General features: G+C 40.1%; 16 protein-coding genes, 1 tRNA gene and 1 pseudogene. 11 read left to right on the top strand and 7 right to left on the bottom strand.

Annotated features, from left to right (window positions below; translation table 11 throughout):
• Window positions 1-142 precede the first annotated feature (142 nt).
• The 4 genes from H6G69_RS30700 to H6G69_RS30685 all read right to left on the bottom strand — a co-directional run bounded on the left by H6G69_RS30700 (window position 143) and on the right by H6G69_RS30685 (window position 3,945).
• Window positions 143-1,279: a glycosyltransferase family 1 protein gene (locus H6G69_RS30700; protein WP_190693054.1), complete on the bottom strand. Its 1,137-nt coding sequence runs from the start codon at window positions 1,277-1,279 to the stop codon at window positions 143-145.
• The gene (locus H6G69_RS30695; RefSeq protein ID WP_190693052.1) at window positions 1,276-1,926 is read right to left on the bottom strand and encodes a DUF4291 domain-containing protein; all 651 of its coding nucleotides are present in this window, start codon (window positions 1,924-1,926) and stop codon (window positions 1,276-1,278) included. The genes H6G69_RS30700 and H6G69_RS30695 overlap by 4 nt, the downstream gene beginning before the upstream one ends.
• Before the next feature lie 11 nt (window positions 1,927-1,937).
• Window positions 1,938-3,092: an NAD-dependent epimerase/dehydratase family protein gene (locus H6G69_RS30690; RefSeq protein ID WP_190693050.1), complete on the bottom strand. Its 1,155-nt coding sequence runs from the start codon at window positions 3,090-3,092 to the stop codon at window positions 1,938-1,940.
• Between the two features lie 343 nt (window positions 3,093-3,435).
• On the bottom strand, window positions 3,436-3,945 hold the full coding sequence (locus H6G69_RS30685; protein WP_190693048.1) for a hypothetical protein: 510 nt from the start codon (window positions 3,943-3,945) through the stop codon (window positions 3,436-3,438).
• Between the two features lie 266 nt (window positions 3,946-4,211).
• Between H6G69_RS30685 and H6G69_RS30680 the strand changes: the two genes are divergently transcribed.
• The 4 genes from H6G69_RS30680 to H6G69_RS30665 all read left to right on the top strand — a co-directional run bounded on the left by H6G69_RS30680 (window position 4,212) and on the right by H6G69_RS30665 (window position 7,473).
• A complete protein-coding gene (locus H6G69_RS30680; RefSeq protein WP_190693046.1) occupies window positions 4,212-4,559 on the top strand; it encodes a hypothetical protein in 348 nt (115 codons plus the stop codon).
• Window positions 4,560-4,653: 94 nt separating this feature from the next.
• A complete protein-coding gene (locus H6G69_RS30675; protein WP_190693044.1) occupies window positions 4,654-6,168 on the top strand; it encodes an AAA family ATPase in 1,515 nt (504 codons plus the stop codon).
• 137 nt (window positions 6,169-6,305) lie between these two features.
• Window positions 6,306-6,656 (top strand): DUF1257 domain-containing protein, encoded by a 351-nt coding sequence (locus tag H6G69_RS30670; protein WP_015113818.1) that lies wholly within the window; start codon window positions 6,306-6,308, stop codon window positions 6,654-6,656.
• A 382-nt stretch (window positions 6,657-7,038) separates the two neighbouring features.
• Window positions 7,039-7,473 (top strand): hypothetical protein, encoded by a 435-nt coding sequence (locus H6G69_RS30665; protein WP_190693043.1) that lies wholly within the window; start codon window positions 7,039-7,041, stop codon window positions 7,471-7,473.
• 189 nt (window positions 7,474-7,662) lie between these two features.
• Here the strand turns inward: H6G69_RS30665 and H6G69_RS30660 are convergent, their stop codons facing one another.
• A complete protein-coding gene (locus tag H6G69_RS30660; protein ID WP_190693041.1) occupies window positions 7,663-8,667 on the bottom strand; it encodes an SUMF1/EgtB/PvdO family nonheme iron enzyme in 1,005 nt (334 codons plus the stop codon).
• A gap of 64 nt (window positions 8,668-8,731) precedes the next feature.
• Window positions 8,732-9,493, bottom strand: a complete 762-nt coding sequence (locus tag H6G69_RS34250) for a GUN4 domain-containing protein (RefSeq protein WP_190693033.1) — start codon at window positions 9,491-9,493, stop codon at window positions 8,732-8,734.
• Window positions 9,494-9,768: 275 nt separating this feature from the next.
• Here H6G69_RS34250 and glcD point away from each other — a divergent pair, with 275 nt between their 5' ends.
• The 6 genes from glcD (at window position 9,769) to H6G69_RS30625 (ending at window position 16,935) form a co-directional block, all read left to right on the top strand.
• A complete protein-coding gene (gene glcD / locus H6G69_RS30650; RefSeq protein ID WP_190693031.1) occupies window positions 9,769-11,241 on the top strand; it encodes a glycolate oxidase subunit GlcD in 1,473 nt (490 codons plus the stop codon).
• Between the two features lie 322 nt (window positions 11,242-11,563).
• Window positions 11,564-12,823 (top strand): glycoside hydrolase family 10 protein, encoded by a 1,260-nt coding sequence (locus H6G69_RS30645; RefSeq protein ID WP_190693029.1) that lies wholly within the window; start codon window positions 11,564-11,566, stop codon window positions 12,821-12,823.
• A gap of 142 nt (window positions 12,824-12,965) precedes the next feature.
• Window positions 12,966-13,535, top strand: a complete 570-nt coding sequence (locus H6G69_RS30640; protein ID WP_190693027.1) for a hypothetical protein — start codon at window positions 12,966-12,968, stop codon at window positions 13,533-13,535.
• 400 nt (window positions 13,536-13,935) lie between these two features.
• On the top strand, window positions 13,936-16,185 hold the full coding sequence (locus H6G69_RS30635) for a GAF domain-containing protein (RefSeq protein ID WP_190693025.1): 2,250 nt from the start codon (window positions 13,936-13,938) through the stop codon (window positions 16,183-16,185).
• A 77-nt stretch (window positions 16,186-16,262) separates the two neighbouring features.
• Window positions 16,263-16,334 (top strand) — tRNA-Lys (locus H6G69_RS30630).
• Window positions 16,335-16,788: 454 nt separating this feature from the next.
• Entirely contained in the window at window positions 16,789-16,935 is a 147-nt protein-coding gene (locus tag H6G69_RS30625; RefSeq protein WP_190693016.1) for a ribbon-helix-helix protein, CopG family, read from the top strand.
• 439 nt (window positions 16,936-17,374) lie between these two features.
• Here H6G69_RS30625 and H6G69_RS30620 read toward each other — a convergent pair whose 3' ends face one another.
• The gene (locus H6G69_RS30620; protein WP_190693014.1) at window positions 17,375-17,563 is read right to left on the bottom strand and encodes a CopG family transcriptional regulator; all 189 of its coding nucleotides are present in this window, start codon (window positions 17,561-17,563) and stop codon (window positions 17,375-17,377) included.
• A 564-nt stretch (window positions 17,564-18,127) separates the two neighbouring features.
• On the opposite strand from H6G69_RS30620, the pseudogene H6G69_RS30615 reads away from it, so the two are divergent.
• Window positions 18,128-18,685, top strand: a pseudogene (locus tag H6G69_RS30615) (NB-ARC domain-containing protein); the annotation flags it as partial.
• Window positions 18,686-18,791: the final 106 nt, after the last annotated feature.

The following is an 18,791-nucleotide window of genomic DNA, read 5'->3' as shown; positions in this document are numbered from 1 at the left end:
TTGTTTTAGTTGACTATTTACCTCTGTGGCTGGGAAAATTTAAGAGTTTGTGTTTTTACTGCATAATACTGACTTATCTCTAACGATAATCAATATTCCAAAAATTGTGGAGCAAAATTGCCCCACAATTCAAAGCCATAGTTTAAACTGCGGCTTTCGGTTGTTCTGCACAGACTATTTTGTGATAGTAATCTTGTAACTGGCGCGTAGCCGCCGCCCATCCCCATTTTTCTGCTTCTTTACGAGCATTTTGACGGATGATCTCGCGTTCTTGTTTATTTTCCAAAAGACGAACTGTTGCAGAAATAGCATCTTGAATATCCGCTTTGGGATTAAATAAATATCCATTTACGCCATCTGTAACAATATCAGGAATTCCCCCAGAACGGGCGGCCACAACTGGACAACCAGCTGCCATTGCTTCTAATAATACTAAGCCCAAGGTTTCAGTTCGGGAAGGAAAAATAAAAGCATCTGCACTCGCAAAAGCAGAACCTAACTCTCGTCCCATGAGATAGCCGACAAAATGTGTGTTTGTCCCAGCAAAGTGTTTTTCGAGCGCTTGACGATGGGGGCCATCTCCGACTAGTGCCAATCGTGCTTGGGGAATGGCTTCTAGTATAGGTTTAATCCGTTCAATTTCTTTTTCGGCAGATAAGCGCCCAACATAAAGCAGTAAAGGACTTTCAGGGTGATTTTGAGAAAGATGCGATCGCATTTCTAAACTAGCTAACTCAGGCTGAAATAATTCTGTATCCACTCCCCTCTGCCACAAGTCTACTCGTTCTATGCCATGTGATGATAGTTCCTCCATCATGGCTGTCGAGGTACAAAGATTCAACAACGCCTGATTATGCGCTCCTTTGAGCAATTCCCACAATAACCCTTCTAACATTCCCAAACCGTAATGCTGGAGATACTGTGGCAAGTGGGTATGGTAAGAAGCTACTAAGGGAATTTTCAAAACTTTGCTATAAAAAATTCCTGATAATCCTAAAACGGCTGGATTTACCACATGAATTATATCTGGCTGAAATTCTTCTAAGATATGGCCAATTGCTGGGCGCGGCAGCGCCATTTTTAACTCTGGATACAGAGGCAAAGGAAAGCCACTAACGCCGTAAACTTTCGCTCCTTTATGTTCGGTGATTCCGCCTTCTGGGGCAATAACTAAAACTTGATTTCCATTGCGTTGTAGATGGTCAACGGTGTGGCGTAGGCGTGTGACTATACCATCAACTTTTGGCAAAAAGGTTTCGGTGAATAGGGCTATTCTCATAAAAAATTAGTCCAGGCAGATAATCCCAGCTTTTTTTGGATTTCGCTATCAAAAACAGGGTAAACCCTCTCCTGTGGCACAATCAATTCTGTGTAGTCACAATTGAGATTTTGTCGCTGCTGTTTCACAAAATCCGAGATATCTTCAATCTTGACAATCCAATCTTTAGCGTAAGCAGCCAGCACTTGATGGCGTAGTCCTAACTGAATCGCCCGTCGTTCTAATGTCTCTCCTGATGGATGATGATCAGGATCCCATTGCAAACGCACTTGTGACTGCTTTAAAGCTTTTTGCCATTCGCTTTTATGAGGGTAAAGTTCAGGTACGAAGCTAGAATGAACTGCTTCGCGCAAAATTTCTTCAAAAGCCGAACGTTGAATCCAAATTGCTAACACCACCTCTTGACTATCTTTTGTACCCCAGCCACAACGGTACATCATCCACAAAAAGTTAGGCTTAATCCAACTCATGCGTTCTAAACTAAATTCTCCACCAAAATAACCATTGCTGGCGGCAAAGTGACCAATGGCTGGACGATAGGCTTGATAAACTACAACTGTCTGGTCGTCATACTGGGCTAATATATGACGACCAGTTTGAGGCCAGCGAGTGATTTGATTGAGATAAGATTCTGTCACCAGCCTCATACAGTTTTGACCTAATTTCTATGCCAAGAAACTTTCGGCAGAATTTGTTTTTTATCGACTCGTTGTTGATACTTGATAGCAAAGTTCAGCAGCGAATCAAGTAACGAGTCTGAGAGGTAATGAGGCTGCAAGCCGAGGTCAAGCAGTTTGGTATTTTTAGCATTGAAGTAATGTTCTTCTTTTTCAACTCTGGGGTTATCTATGTTGTTGATTTCGACATTTAATCCCAAGGCGTTACCTGCTTTTTTCACCATCAATGCCAAGTCACCCACACTAAATAGTTCGGTAAATTGGTTGAAGACACGGAATTCTCCAGGTTCAGCAGGATTTGCGATCGCGAGTTCCATACAACGGACTGTATCTCGAATATCCAAAAATCCGCGAGTTTGTCCACCTTTACCATACACAGTTAAAGGATGACCAATCGCAGCTTGAATACAAAATCTGTTCAATGCTGTACCAAATACACCATCGTAATCTAGGCGATTAATTAACAGTTCGTCCATTCCGGTTTCTTCAGTTAAGACACCGTACACAACGCCTTGATTTAAGTCAGTGGCCCGCAATCCCCAAATCCGACAAGCAAAGTGGATATTGTGGCTATCATGCACTTTACTTAAGTGGTACATTGAACCAGGTTGTTTGGGATACGGTAAGGTATCTTTGCGCCCATTATGTTCAATGGTGATATACCCTTCTTCAATATCGATGTTGGGTGTACCATATTCGCCCATTGTTCCCAATTTAACCAAGTGACAGTCGGGGAAGTCTTCACGCATGGCATACAGCAAGTTGAGTGTGCCGACTACGTTATTGACTTGGGTCAAAACTGCGTGTTCGCGGTCAATCATGGAGAATGGCGCAGAACGCTGTTCTCCAAAATGCACGATCGCATTTGGTTCAAATTGATGTAAAGTTTTTTGCAGAAATTCGTAATTAGTGATATCGCCTACAAATAGGTCGATCGATTTGCCGGTCAAATCTTGCCAGCGCTGGATACGTTGCTGAATTGGTGCGATCGGCGTTAGAGTTGCGACACCCAGTTCGTTATCCCAATGCCGACGCACCAAACTATCTAAAATTCCAACATCGTAACCTCGATTAGAGAGGTAAAGTGCGGTTGCCCAACCACAATACCCATCGCCACCAATAACCAGGACTTTCATTTTCACCAGTTTTTACTCGCTGATAGCTAAATCTATCAGGTTTGTGTACCCGCTAAACCATCAAAAGTAGCGATTAGTTATGAGTCAATGGTCATTGCTTAAAAGGCAGTCCCTATAAAACAAGTTTCACCGCCAGAAATGAAAGAGGAGCAAGCATTTTTACTCAGCACTCAGCACTTTCACGTCAAAAGGCAGAAGGGAAATTTCCTACTTCACACTTCACACTAGCCTGCGGCAAGCCGCTGCGCGTCTACACACTTCATACTTCATACTTCACACTTCATACTTCATACTTCATACTTCCTACTTCACACTTCACACTTCATACTTCATACTTCATACTTCATACTTTAATTCGATATTGCTGGGCAATGTAATAAAACAAAGGGTAATAGTGAGAAAATTCTTGACTGGGGCTTTGTCCTTGCCAATAGTAAGTGATATTACCTTGATTTAGAGTTAATTTCATAGAACCGACTTGCTGACCTACTTCTACTAATAAAACCCCTGAGACGCCTTGATTATTCTGAAAATTAGGCTTGATGCTATTATTTCCGGCATTTGCTAGGCGATTACTAGCCCAAGCTCGAATTTGTACTGTTTGGCTGCGTGGTGAAACTAAAGCAATGCCATCTTGATTATCTGGTGTCGCTAACACAGTCCAATTGCTGGGGTAGGGAAATTCAAAGCCATAACGGGGATTACTATAAGTTTGCCATTGGGTATCTAAGACGCTGAAAGGTTTGCTGCATCCCGACAACAGCCATGATAAAGCGATCGCACCCGCAATATTTTTACTATTTGTATAAATACTTTGTTTATAACTACAAGTTTTCACTGAAGAACAAAACATGATTGCGTTTTTTACTTCATCTTATTGAGGTTATTTAATTCCGATTTTTCTTCATTTGGCGATATTATCTCAGCTTTAACTGGTCTTTAGCCATATCTATTTTAAATAAAGCAATGTTTTAAATATAACTTAGCCGATTTTGATAGTCTAAACGTAGTGTAAATAAATGTAACAAAATAGCCGTCAAAACGTTTTAATGGCTTGACAAGAGACAAGGGAGCAGATAACGTGATATACATACCCGGGTAAGACCGCCAAAGAGTTATATGCAAACTAAGCAAAAGGTTACTTTTTATATATCGCCGGAACTGCACAAAAGGTTGAAGATACGTTCCGCCATTGATTCTGAGCCAATGTCAGACCTTGCCGAACGCGCTCTCTACTTTTACCTGGCGAACCCAGAGTTGGTAGAAGAGCTAGAGGCTTCTACCTATGGGAGAACTCATAGAGTTTATTCCTGTCCCGCTTGCGAAAGTTCATTAGTATTACGCGATGGGGAACTCGTAGCTTTAGGTGATCAACCAGGATTGATTGGGCAAGAACATATTTCCTTGGAAGAAATCGAAGAAGCACAAACCCATCCCAAGAGTGAGGAAGAGCTAGTCCCGTGCTAGATCAGAAATTATGAATATCTAATTTTCATAATTTAATTCAGTCATCGTTACAAGTCTGTTCTTTACTGTATAAGGTCTCAAGTAGGTCGATTGTATGAAAGAAGAGCTCAATATTTTAATTCAAGCTCAATACCCTCTAATCTACCTTGTGACCTCCGAGGAAGAGCGGGCAGAGCAAGCAATTTCCACAATCGCTCAAGTTTTAAAGCCCCAACGCAGAGTCTACGTTTGGACAGTAACTCACGGCATAGTGGAATATGGTCAGCCCCGGAATGTGAGCCAACACAACACCGTTTCCCCAGAGGCGGCAATTGACTGGATAATCCGGCAAAAAGAACCCGGTATATTTATTCTTAAAGATTTACATCCATTTATTGATGCCCCAGCGACAACCAGAGCATTACGTGATGCGATCGCTAGTTTTAAAGGGCAACAAAAAAATATTATTTTAATGTCCCCCATGCATCAAGTCCCCATAGAATTGGAGAAGGAAGTAGTAGTTTTAGACTTCCAACTGCCAGATATGGCGGAGTTGAACAAAGTTTTAACTTCTCATCTAGATCACCATCGTGGGCGACGGTTGACAACAGAAGCACGCGAAAAACTACTCAGAGCCGCTTTAGGTTTAACCAAAGATGAAGCTGAAAAAGTATATCGCAAAGCCCAAGTCACCACTGGGCGGCTGACAGAAGAAGAAGTAGATATAGTTTTATCTGAGAAAAAACAACTAATCCGCCGCAATGGAATATTAGAATATATCGAAGAAGACGAAACCATTGATGCTGTAGGCGGTTTAGAAGAATTAAAGAAATGGCTCAAGCAACGCTCTAATGCCTTTACCGAAAGAGCCAGAGAGTATGGTTTGCCCCAACCAAAAGGGATGCTGATATTAGGAGTTCCTGGTTGCGGTAAGTCATTAATAGCCAAAACAACATCCCGGCTTTGGGGATTACCACTGTTGCGCTTAGATATGGGACGTGTATACGACGGCTCAATGGTGGGAAGAAGCGAAGCAAATCTGCGTAACGCCCTCAAAACAGCAGAATCCATCTCTCCAGCGATTCTGTTTATTGATGAATTAGATAAATCCTTTGCTGGTAGTGCTGGGTCTGGTGATTCTGACGGCGGTACATCAAGCAGGATATTTGGGTCTTTCCTCACATGGATGCAAGAGAAAAAATCTCCAGTATTTGTGATGGCTACAGCCAACCGAGTCGAACGCTTACCTGGAGAATTCTTGAGGAAAGGTCGATTTGATGAAATTTTCTTTGTGGATCTGCCTACTCCTGAAGAACGGAGTGATATTTTCAATATTCACTTAAGCAAACGCCGTCGTGATGACATTGCTCGCTTTGATTTAGAGCAATTAGCCAAGATGTCTGATGGCTTTTCTGGGGCAGAAATTGAACAAGCGATTGTGGCTGCAATGTATGAAGCATTTGCCCAAGACCGCGAGTTCACCCAACTAGATATTATTGCGGCCCTCAAAGCAACCTTGCCACTGTCTCGCACGATGCAAGAACAGGTAACAGCCCTCAGAGACTGGGCTAGACAGCGCGCAAGACCAGCCGCAGCCTCCGTTGCTGAATATCAGCGAATGGAGTTCTAAAAGCTTTCCCTGCTAACCCAGGGGAAAGGCTAGCCGAAAAAGCTAGCAGTTAAAAGAAAAAGCCGCCCCTGATAAGCGCGGCTCGTCGATGATAAACCGTTGTTCTTTTCTCAATCTTCTCATTGGAGGAAACCCAAATGTCTCACTTTAGCACTCTTCGCACCAAAATCACCGATGCAGAAATCCTCAAAGCTTCTTTACGCGACCTGGGTATTACCGTAAAGACAGAAGCTGATGTACGCGGTTATAACGGTCAGCGTGTACGTTCCGACATCGTTGCAGTTTTGGAAGGCGAATATGATCTCGGCTGGTCTCGCAATAGCGATGGTTCCTTCGACCTCATCGCTGACCTGTGGGGCGTTGCTAAAAAGCACAACCAAACCGAGTTGATCAACTCCATCAACCAAAAATATGCAGTTAACAAGACCTTGGCTGAAGTTAAACAGCGCGGTCTGCAAAACGCTAACGTTAAGTTGGTATTGCAATAATCATTTCTCTGCGCGTTCCCAAAGCTGCACGGGTTAACCATGTTATAGCGGTTAGCCCGCTTTTTTTCCCTTGTTTCGGGCCTGGGTTGATTCCCAGTCCCAATTTTTTTATGTCTGTTTGAGCGACAATTAACTTAACGTTTGGTTTTCGCTTTTGTTTGATAATACCTAAATCTCGATTTTGAGGGTCAGCAAAATACTTAACAGGGTCTGTGGTCTGACCTTTTTGATGAGCTATAGTAAAATGATTTGTCTGAGTGTATAATGCTTATCCTGCCTAGTTTTTTAGCCAATCGTGTAAGTTTCTAATTTATACTGCTATGTAGCTAAAATTTGTTAGTAGGAGTAATCTTATAAAGATAATTTATTAACTTGCTTCTGTATGTCACAAGCATCACCTGAGCCGATCCAGTCTTATGCCATAATTCGCTGGATTTATGGAAATAATGAACCTACTAATTTAGAAAACCTTTCCCAAATTACTCAATGGTGGACAAATTTGCACGGTAAAAGTGTTAAAATTAATTGCATTATTGGAAGAGAACAAGAAAGATCCACGGGGGGGTGGAAACTAATTGAGGAAGATACTATTGAGATTCCTGAAATCCAGAATCCTCAAATTACTGACGATGTTCTGACTTTTAATGGTTCTAGTAAAATAAGCAGGATTGAAAAAATTGACTATTTAGATTTTTATCCAAATTTAAATCAACTCGTGGTTAATCTCACACTGATTAAAATAACTCAACAAAACCCTGACATACAACCCCCCGTAGAGTTTGTTCCTGATAAACAGTATGTTTTTACACTTCAGTAAGTTTGATTACAAGTAAGTCAAATTTGAAAAATATCAAACATACATAATTATTTAACATCCTACCCTTTTCAGGTAGGAAGAATCAAAATTTATCTCCTGCAAAAAGAGAAGTTGTTTAATAAAGTAAAAAAGGAAAAAAGTTAATAAGGGCAAAGAGTAAAAGAGCGAGAGTATAAAGAGCCATAAAGTTTACGCAGCATCACACACAACACGAAAACCAGTCGCGGCACTACTGCCATCTGCATGGGGCGCATACCGACGCGCCGAACGGCAATCTTCACGATTATCGTACCAAGAACCGCCGCGTGCTGTCTTATGGATTCCACTACTTTGATTAATCCAAGCACTTCCATCATTAGGAGCGTTTATATAATTATTATGCGGATCATCTTCACACCATTCTGCCACATTACCATGCATATCATATAAACCAAAGGCATTAGGGGGAAAAGTTCCTACAAATTTAGTTTGTTCTTGATTTTCGGGTGCAAATGCGTAAGTAACATTACCACCATAGGTAACTAAATTTGGGGTAATATTTTCACCAAAGTAAAATGGTGTAGTTGTTCCTGCCCTACAAGCATACTCCCATTCAGCTTCACTTGGGAGCCTGTAGGTTTTTCCTGTTTTTTGGCTTAATTTCTCACAGAATTTAATTGCATCATACCAACTTAGATTTTCAACTGGGCGATTGTCACCTTTGAATCGAGAAGGATTATTCCCTACGATAGCTTGGTATTGTACCTGTGTTAATTCATATTTTCCTATGAAAAAACCGGGAACTGTAACTTGATGCCGAGGGCTTTCATAAGAAAGTCTTCCTGCTTCACTTTCCGGTGAACCCATCATAAAACTACCACCAGGAATTGCAGCCATTTCTAAAGTAACACCATTACCCAAACCTTCCGTAAAATATCTAGCTATACGCTGCTGACGCTGAATAATTTGTCCACGTCTGTTGATTGTTATTACTTCAATTTCTTTTAATTTGAAACCTAATTGACGAGGATCTTGTAATATTTGCTTAATTCTTGGTTCTGTTCTTTTATTTAATATTAAATAAGCCGCATTTTGAACATCCCAAGATTTATCTTTTAAACCTGCAATCACTAAATCTAATCCCTGTTCTCCATAATTCACAGCTTGCTCAAGAGCAGCAATCCTCACCTTTACATCTGGATTTTTCAACCGCATTTTTACTCCTTCAATACCACAGATGAATAATTTTTTATAAACCTTAGATATTTAGGTTACAATTCTAAAGTTTCGATGCGAAACGAGAGATGAATAAGCAAGAGCAACCCCATCTTCCAAACCACAAAAGCCTTCCAACTGGAAGATGTCCTTCAGGTGATCTTTTGTCAAAACTTATATCTTTATCTTGCAACCAGCGACCATCTAACTTCCATCCTACTGCTTCACCAAAAGCATTCCAAATTTTTTCGTTGTATTCTTTAGTCCCACCCAAACTTTGATAAATCCGCTTTTGGACAGAAAAACCAAACCGACCACCACTGTATTTTAGCCACAATTGGTCAATAATTTGGAGGTCTTCACAGGGGAAGTTATCAAAATCTTTCATACGTAAATAACCTTTGTGTTCCCTGAATGTGGCTCTTACCATTGCTTCCCTTGTTTCACAATCAGCATCTTCGAGTTTACCCTGTGCAAGATAATTACGTAATTTCGAGTAAGATGTTGATCCTTCTACTCTTAAATGTGCATCTAATTGTATTAATGCCTTTTTAACTTTTATTTCTGTGCGGGATTTTAAGAGAAAATGAGCTTGTTTTTGTACTTCTACAGATTCATCATTTAAACCCTCAATTAATACTAAATCTAAACCCTGCTCTCCATAATTCAAAGCTTGCTCAAGTGCAGCAATTCTCACCTTTACATCTGGATTTTGCAACCGTAATCTTACCTCTTCAATCCCACCTAAAACGGCTGCACCTTCCATTGATGGACTATTACCACCAAGCACAGCATCGTATTCTCGCGGTTGTTGCGGATTATTCATGATTGGTTAAGGGTTGGTTTTATGTACGCTGTATCAAAATTAGCATTAATTCATATCTTGCACCAACCGTAATCACCCTTGTAGCTCAAACAAACCAGCTACCCCGCTTGACAATTTCCCCTTTTCCTTAACTTGTCACCAATGACTAGAATACAGAGATATTTTGATGGTTGTGGGGAGGAGCGATCGCACTTTTTCCCTCTCAAACTGTTATCCTGACAACAATAGTAATTACATTAATTAATTTCCGCTAGCCGATATCTACCATAAACCTTATGCTTACTCAAGATAAACAACAACGTAATTGGCAACCTATTATCAAAGCATTTGAGTCTGTTCTTGGTAAAAATGGTGTTGTCCAACGCCGTGAGGAATTAATTACTTATGAGTGCGATGGTTTGACTAGCTATCGTCAACGTCCGGCTGTGGCGGTATTACCTAGAACGACAGAACAGGTGGCTGCGGTGGTAAAAATATGTAATCAGTATTCTGTTCCCTTCATCGCGCGTGGTTCTGGTACTGGCTTATCTGGTGGTGCATTACCTTTAGAAGATTCTGTTTTGGTTGTGACTTCCTTAATGCGACAGATCCTCAGTGTAGATTTAGAAAATCAGCGCATTGTTGTGCAACCAGGAGTAATTAATAGTTGGGTAACGCAAACTGTTAGCGGTGCGGGATTTTATTACGCGCCAGACCCTTCCAGTCAAATTATCTGTTCCATTGGGGGCAATGTTGCTGAAAATTCTGGCGGGGTGCATTGTTTGAAATACGGTGTCACTACTAACCACGTTTTAGGGTTAAAAATTGTCACCCCAGAAGGTGAAATTGTCGATTTAGGTGGGCAAATTCCCGAAACACCTGGTTATGATTTAACAGGTATATTTGTAGGTTCGGAAGGCACATTAGGAATTGCCACAGAAATTACTTTGCGAATCCTCAAAAGTGCTGAATCAATTTGTGTATTATTAGCCGACTTTACTAGTGTAGAAGCTGCGGGTGCTAGTGTTTCTGATATCATCAGCGCGGGGATAATTCCTGGTGGGATGGAAATGATGGATAACCTCAGCATCAATGCTGTAGAAGATGTTGTGGCAACTAATTGTTATCCGCGCGATGCTATGGCAATTTTGCTAGTTGAAATTGATGGTTTAGAGGTAGAAGTAGAAGTTTTAAAACAAAGAATTACCGCAATTTGTCAGCAAAATGGAGCGCGAAATGTTACTGCGGCAACTGACCCAGAAACTCGCTTAAAATTGTGGAAAGGCAGGAAGGCTGCTTTTGCGGCGGCTGGTCATTTAAGCCCAGATTATTATGTCCAAGATGGGGTAATTCCACGTACTCAATTGCCTTATGTTTTGCAAGAAATTGAGGCGTTAAGTGAAAAATTTGGTTACAAGATTGCTAACGTCTTTCATGCTGGAGATGGTAATCTTCATCCGCTAGTTCTTTATGATAATTCTGTGCCTGGGGCTTTAGAAAAAGTCGAAGAGTTAGGCGGGGAAATACTGAAGCTGTGTGTGAAAGTTGGCGGTAGTCTGTCTGGGGAACATGGCATTGGTTCAGATAAAAAATGTTATATGCCAGAAATGTTTAATGCAACCGATTTAGATACGATGCAATGGGTGAGGCAAGTATTTAATCCTAAAGGTTTGGCTAATCCCGATAAAATATTTCCGACACCACGCACTTGTGGCGAGGCGGCAAATGCTATGAGTAATAAGCAGTTTGAAGGTGTGGAAAGATATTAATATGTTCTTGCTCCCTTTGCGGTAATTTGAAAAACTAGCTTTTTTGGAGGATTATGCGTTAAATCTTAGTTGTTTTAACGCAAAGGTACACGGAGAGAAGTTGCGTGCGGGGGTTCCCCCCGCCCTTGCAAACTTCGGTGGGTTAACGCATTCGCCGTAAGGCGTTCTCGCAGAGTAGGGGCGCGGAGATTTTGTCAGCGATTTGGCATGAAAGTTATTAAGTTTTAAGTTTGGTTATTTGTTAAAATCTCTAATTCTTCCGGAAAATTATGAATTATTTTGTAATAATGAATGTTCTTCAAAGATAGAGTTTAACTCTCTAATGACTCGGTTGGTTAATCGTTTAGTTATTTCATTCATATCTTTAATATTTATTCTTTGTTTATCAGTAATTTTCTTACCTTTATTTTCGGTTTCCTCACAATCTAATACCCAACCAATAGTGACAGAAATTCGGGGGGTTTGGTTAACCAATGTTGCTAGTGGGGTTTTGTTTGTTCCTTGGGGAATTGACCGTGCTATTAATCAGTTAGCGGCTTTACACTTTAATACCATTTATCCTGTGGTTTGGAATCGGGGAAATACTTTTTACAAAAGTAATCTCGCAAAAAGTGTTGTAGGTTCGGAAACTGAGCCTGTATTGAATTTTATGCACGGTGGCCAGGATGTTTTAGCTAAGATTATCAAACTGGCTCAACCAAAAGGTATAACTGTTATTCCCTGGTTTGAATATGGTTTTATGACACCGCCAGATTCTCAATTAGCCAAACTTTATCCTGATTGGTTGACGATTGGACAAGCGGGTGTTGATTCTATTAAGGAAATATTACCAGAAGAAATAAATAATGGTAATGCCAAAAAACAGGCTTGGCTGAATCCTCTACATCCCAAAGTTCAAGAGTTTATTTTGGGACTGATTTTAGAAGTTGTCAGTCAATACAATGTAGAAGGTATCCAGCTTGATGATCATTTTGGAATGCCTGTGCAGTTTGGTTACGATCGCTTCACTGTTCAACTCTATCAGCAAGAACATCAAGGTAAAAATCCCCCTAGCGACCCGTTTAACCCAGAATGGATGCGTTGGCGTGCTGACAAAATTACTGCGTTTATGGGTAGAATCCACCGCAGCATCAAAGAAATTGACCCCAATGTGAAGTTATCTTTGTCTCCTAACACCCAAGCTTTTGCTTACAAATACTATCTGCAAGACTGGCAAAATTGGGTAAAAAATGGCTGGGTAGATGAATTAGTGTTACAGGTATATCGCCATAACAAAAATAGTTTTATGGCAGAACTTGAACAACCAGCCGTGAAATTCGCTCAAACGAAGATTCCTGTGGTTGTCGGTATTTCAACGGGAACTTTGCGTACTCCGGTGCGTATCTCTCAAATTAAAGAACAAATTGATCTAGTACGCGATCGCTCTTTTGTTGGTATGTCTTTTTTCTATTGGGAAAGTTTATGGGGTTACATCTCACCCGAAACCCCACACAAACGCCGCAAGATTTTCCGCGAATTATTTGAGACTAAAGCTATTAGACCATTACCATTTGGGGAAGAAGGTGGAAGGCTGAGATTGTAATTCAGGTTGGGTTTCGGGGTATAGGGGTCTGGGGTGTAAGGGTTTTTCTTTCCTACCGCCCGATTTCTTTAGCAATATCAACTTTTTTGATTTGTCTATGACGGTATAGTAATCTCTACGATGCTGTACTGACGAGAATTCAATGTTCTTCACACCTGGCAAAACACAGTTGAGTTTTACATTACAGTGGTCTGTTGCTACCGTTGGCGGTTTTTTGCTGAGTTTGTGCTGGATTGAAGTTGGCGAAAGGCCAGATGTGGGAATTGTACAAGCATCTTTTGGTGGTTTAGCGATCGCTGTTCCCCAAAGTTTGATGCTACGACAAAATATCTTATCTGGGCGTTGGGTATTAGCTACTTTGTTGGCGTGGGCTGTCATCACCGCTATTGGTGTGGGTGCTGTTGGTTGGATTATTCCGACTACGCAAATTATTTTTCTGAGATTTCTTTGGGGTATGTCATTGGGTGCTGTTGGTGGTTTTGCTATTGGACTTGCCCAATGGACAGCCATTCGCAAGTCGGTGGCTTGGTCTTGGCAATGGATTTTGATTAGTGCAATTAGTTGGGCGATCGCACTTCCAATTGGTTCCACTGTGGGAAGCATTTTCTTGCAGTTGACACGCTTATTTTTAGGTGAAGTTGCCGGATTGGGTATCACTTGGATTTTGGTAGCTTTAATTACGGGGATCAAGGCTTACCGATTATCGCGGTGATTCATCATCACGAAGCCAGTGATAAAAGTGCATTTAATATCTTGTTAATAGGCTGTTAATTGAATTTTGTGTTAAAATTTTATTAAGAAATATAAAAATTGTCCAAAATTGCTTTTGAATATACTTAAGTGTATGTAAAATTTTAGATTATTTTTAATAATAAATGTTTAGTAAACTTGCATTCAATTGCAAAAGTACTCTCAGTTGCCAGAAGCTAATTTATTGAGTTTACTGCTATTAAAATTCGGAAATTTCTGATAAGAAATAAAAGAAGATGCAAATATCAGTCAAATAAAGACTGACAATGCTGTGCTAAAGGCGCAAAACAAGCATTCTTCTTCAGCAATATCATCAGGGGCCGCGCCTAGAGGAGTCATTAATAGCAGATAGGGACGCTCCCATGAATATCAATCCGGGTGAATCAACCATTGAGTTGAAACAACAAGTGCATTCTCAGATTCTTTTTGGCCCAGAAATAAACACACACAGCAGTAGTAGTGAACAGTTTCTCCTGAGTATATATAACTCTGTGCAGACATCTATATTTATTGTTGATGTTTTAGAAAATGGAGATTTTAGCTATGTAGCCCTGAATCCTACCCATGAGCGATGGCTCGGAATTAGTTCGGAAAATCTCAGAGGTAAAAAACCAGAAGATATCCTTTCTCCTGATGATGCGGCTAAAGTACGTCAGCACTACACAGACTGTGTGCAGTTTGGTAAAACTATCTCCTACGAACAATGCTTACAATTTCAAGGAGTACCGACATGGTGGAGTACAACACTCACGCCACTACGGAATGCCAATGCGCGAATTTACCGATTGATTGGCACAAGTAGTAAGATTACTCCAGTTAAGCAGGTAGCTCAAGCTAAAGACACCCAGACAGCCCAAGAACAACTATTAGAAGCGATCGCGCAATGGATCAGGGAATCTTTAGACTTAGATACCCTACTACATCATCTTGTCAAAGAAGTGCGACATTGTATAGGTTGCGATCGCATCTTAGTTTATCATCTTCAACCGGATGATACTTGTCTAGTGATTGCCGAATCAACGGTGACAGGCAATTCATGTTTAGGACAGCAATTTCCCGATTCTGGTTTAATTACCCAATATCAAGAACGTAATGGGCGTGGCTGTCTGCAAATTGTCGGAGATATCTACACATCTGGGTTAAATTCCAGCCAAATCGAGATATTAGACTCATTACAAGTCAGAGCTAATTTAGCCATTCCGATTTGGTCACAGCAGCAATTTTGGGGGCTAATTGTCGCCCAGCATTGCCATCAACCCTATCAATGGCCGGAAATAGAAATTGACTTACTCAAACAACTAGCTACCCAAATAGGAATTGCCGTTTACCAAGCCGCACTACAAGAACAAGTACAAAACCTCAAAGCACAGCTAGAAATACAAAAACAACAGCATCAAGCTCAACTTCAGCAGGCGCAAAACTTTCAAGCGTTAGTGCAACGCCTCACCGAACAAATCCGCGACCAGCAACCCGAAACGCAGGTATTACAAACGGCAACCCAACAACTCGCACAATTACTGCAACTCAGTGCTTGCTACATTGAGATTTACAGTAGCTGTGGCACTCAAACAACCGTTAAAAGTGAATATGCCACCACGACACCAAAATACCAAAGTGTGACGAGAAATGTCGCAGACTGGCCGGAAGTTTATCACTCACTGTTAGCAAAACAGCATTGGCAATCTTTAGAAATAGTTCCAGGATGGCAACCTAAATTAGTTGTAATGACTCAGTTAGCTTGTCCGATCTTCGACAATCAAGGTATTTTGGGGAACTTGTGGCTGAGTAGACCCACACAAGAAAAGTTTGACGAATTTGAGATTAGTTTAGTACAGCAGGTAGCCAATGAATGTGCGATCGCCATTCGTCAAGCCCAACTAACATCTGCAACTCAAGCACAATTACAAAAATTACAACAGCAAGAACGCCGCAAAAACGAATTCTTGAGAACCCTTGCCCAAGAACTACGTACACCCATAACTAGTATTAGCCTAGCCGCTCAAACCCTCGAAAGTGTTCTGACCCCAGAAGGCACTTTAGATATTGAAATAGTTCCCCAACTCTTGCAGATTTTACATAACGAATGCGGACGAGAGAGCAAGTTAATTAACGATTTAATGACACTTACCTATCTGGAAACTGAACCTACCCCCCCGACATTAATTTCTATTGACTTGCAAACATGGCTACCGCCAATTGTTGAATCCTTTCGAGACCTCACCCATTGCCAAAGACAAAAATTACATCTCGATATTGATAAATCACTCCCCTCACTGCAAACCGATATCACCGATTTAGAGCGAATCATCACCGAAATTTTAAGCCATGCTTGCAAATATACTCCAGCCGGAGAAGCGATCGCCATATCAGCCACACTCACCTTCGATGCGGTACAACTGAGTATTAATAGCTCTGGATTAGAAATTCCGGCTCAAGACCTACCGCGCATCTTTGAACCGTTTTACCGTTTAATGAAAAACGATCCTTGGACGTACAGCGGGACAGGATTAGAAATGGCATTAGTAGAAAAAATGGTGAGACATTTAGGCGGCTCGATTTATATCAAAAGTGAAAATCAGCAAACCACCTTTATTGTCAAATTTCCCATATAAACGGCGCTCTAACCCACTGCCTGATTGACTCGAACTTGGCAAAACTGGAAAAAATTTGCTATTATAATTAGCAATATGGGTGACTAGCTCAACGGTAGAGCAGTAGACTCTTAATCTATTGGTTGCGGGTTCAAATCCCTCGTCACCCACTCCAGCTATCCAAACTTAGTCATTTAGTGTTCTCTTAATTGAACAGCAACCTAACCGAGAAAGCACAACCTATCATAGATAGCCGGAATAACAACAATTGATGTTAAGGATTGAGTATTAAATAGCAAAATATGAAACAAACTAGTAACTATTTAAACAATAGTTAGAGATACTGTTACAAACTCTACACTATTTGTCATTAGCTTTACCTATAGTAAAGTGAAGCTATATCTGTATTCTTACAGAAGCTTCACTGCGCATAGTCGGAAATTTAATGGAAAACTTGATAATATTTATAAAAATTGACTATGGCAAATGCTAGAAGCCTCAAATGAAGGAGCAGTATGCTGACTTAGTTGGCGTTTTCTAGCTAATTTCAATGTGATTTTATATCTCCTGCGGGAATGTAAAATCGAGTCTCAAGCTAAATTTACACAATTTACCTGTTGTAGCATGAATAAAAAATGGGCTGTCAAGCGAATTACCATCAACCTAGCTTCTAATGAAGCCAAAAATCTTGAGAAATATTGTGAACAGACAGGCAGGCCAGCAACAGATGTAATCAGAGAACTGATTCGAGCCTTGCCGATGACTAAGTAAAAACAAATGTAAAAATCTTAAAAATCTCAATTCTTTTTCAGACAGATGTATTTAGCTTTGTCGGGAAAAGAGGAGATGATTTAAGATTCTGGAAAAATTGAGTGAATCATCGAGGTGAAGTAAAAATCCAGAGGTTGCGTACTGTACCCGCTTATAGTGGGCGCAGTACGCCGAAAACAAATATCGCGGATCTATTAATAAGTTACATCAGTAATCAGAGGCTGTGATCGAGAATTGGCTAGTATATTGATTAACACTGTCAATTTCTGAATTTAACAATCTCTAAACTTATGTTGTGAATTGTTTTCGCAAGCAGAGTTCAATACTCCTTGAAACAGTTTAATATTGTTTTAGTTAATGCCTCTTGCTGAAATCTGTAAAAATTTTACTTTATTTCCAGATTGTCGATACTTTAACTGTTGCATTCAAATCCAACATTTCAAATCACGGGTAACTCTTGAATCAGCTCCCGGATCAAATCTTGTTCAGATTTTCCTGTTTTTTCGCAATAATGTTTGAGGATTTGGGCTTCATCTGAAGTCAAATTTAAGGTAACTTGTGTTAACTGAGATGTTTGACGATGAGTAACTATGATAGAGCCAGGAGATACAGCGGTGGTCTTATCCATTGCTTGATCTTCTAAGTGTTAGCAAACTTTACTTAATTTAAGATTGCTACTCTCTTGAGTGATTGACCAGTGATCTTCGAGGTTTTAAGATTGAAGTTAAGCTGATTTAAGTTTTTGCTGATATTTAGAGCAACTACACGCCTGTTCTGCGTCTATTAGCTGTCTAAAACTGTATATTATTGATGTATCGCCAACAAATAGTGACTTCTAAGTTAATCAGAAGTTATTTTATGTTGCCTTTTATATCTAGGTATGACATTCTAGCAGCTGATAGCTCTATAGTGTGCAAACACAGGAAATTTTACTCTAAAAATATAATATTCCTGAGAGAATTATAAGTTGATATAGAACTCCTATTGAATTTTGGAAGAAAACTCAGTACACTTTCTGTTCCCTAGCTTCACAAGTAAATTCACAAATCAACTTAGATTGTGATCAATACATAATTGATGAATCAGATAGACAAAAATTATGTATTTGTTAGTTTTATTACGTCATACTGGCAGCAATTTCATAAATTATTTTTCTTAGTCAAAAGCAAGAATACGAACAGCGAGTTCATAAATGAGTTTACATAATGGAAGACGCAAAAGAGGCGTTTTACTGACTACTAAGGGTTTACAAAAATTTCAAGAAGCCAAGCGTAGTTTAGAAGCAAACGACAATTTTGGTAATAGATATACCCTCGAAGATATGAGCGATCGCTCTGGATTATATTCGGGTACAATCTCGAAGGTAATTAATCGTGAAGGAGGAGTTGATAAACAAACTATTGAAAAACTCTTTTCCGCTTTTAATTTAAAGATAGATAAAAGTGACTATTTAAGCTCGAACAATCGTTTAGATTGGGGAGAAGCACTGTTAAATTCAGTGTTTTATGGACGGATAGAAGAACTTACTAAATTCAAGCAATGGATTTTAGACGAACAATGCCGCTTAATTTCAATCCTAGGTATAGGCGGTATTGGTAAAACAGCATTATCTGTGGAACTAGCGCAAAAAATTCAGGATAACTTTGAATTTGTCATTTGGCGATCGCTACGCGAAGCACCACCACAAACTAATATTGTGGCTAATCTGATTCAAATTCTTTCTGATGAACAAGAAACGGATATCAACTTATACCAATTTAATATGAAGCTGCATAGAATAGAGCTTCCAGGATAAAGTTATAAGAAGACACAGAAATTACCTGCTCAAATGTGAGTTGGTCAAAGATTTCTTGGAT

Source organism: Nostoc sp. FACHB-110, from assembly GCF_014697425.1.
GTDB lineage: Bacteria > Cyanobacteriota > Cyanobacteriia > Cyanobacteriales > Nostocaceae > Nostoc_B.
This window is presented reverse-complemented; position numbering and strand designations above follow the sequence as displayed.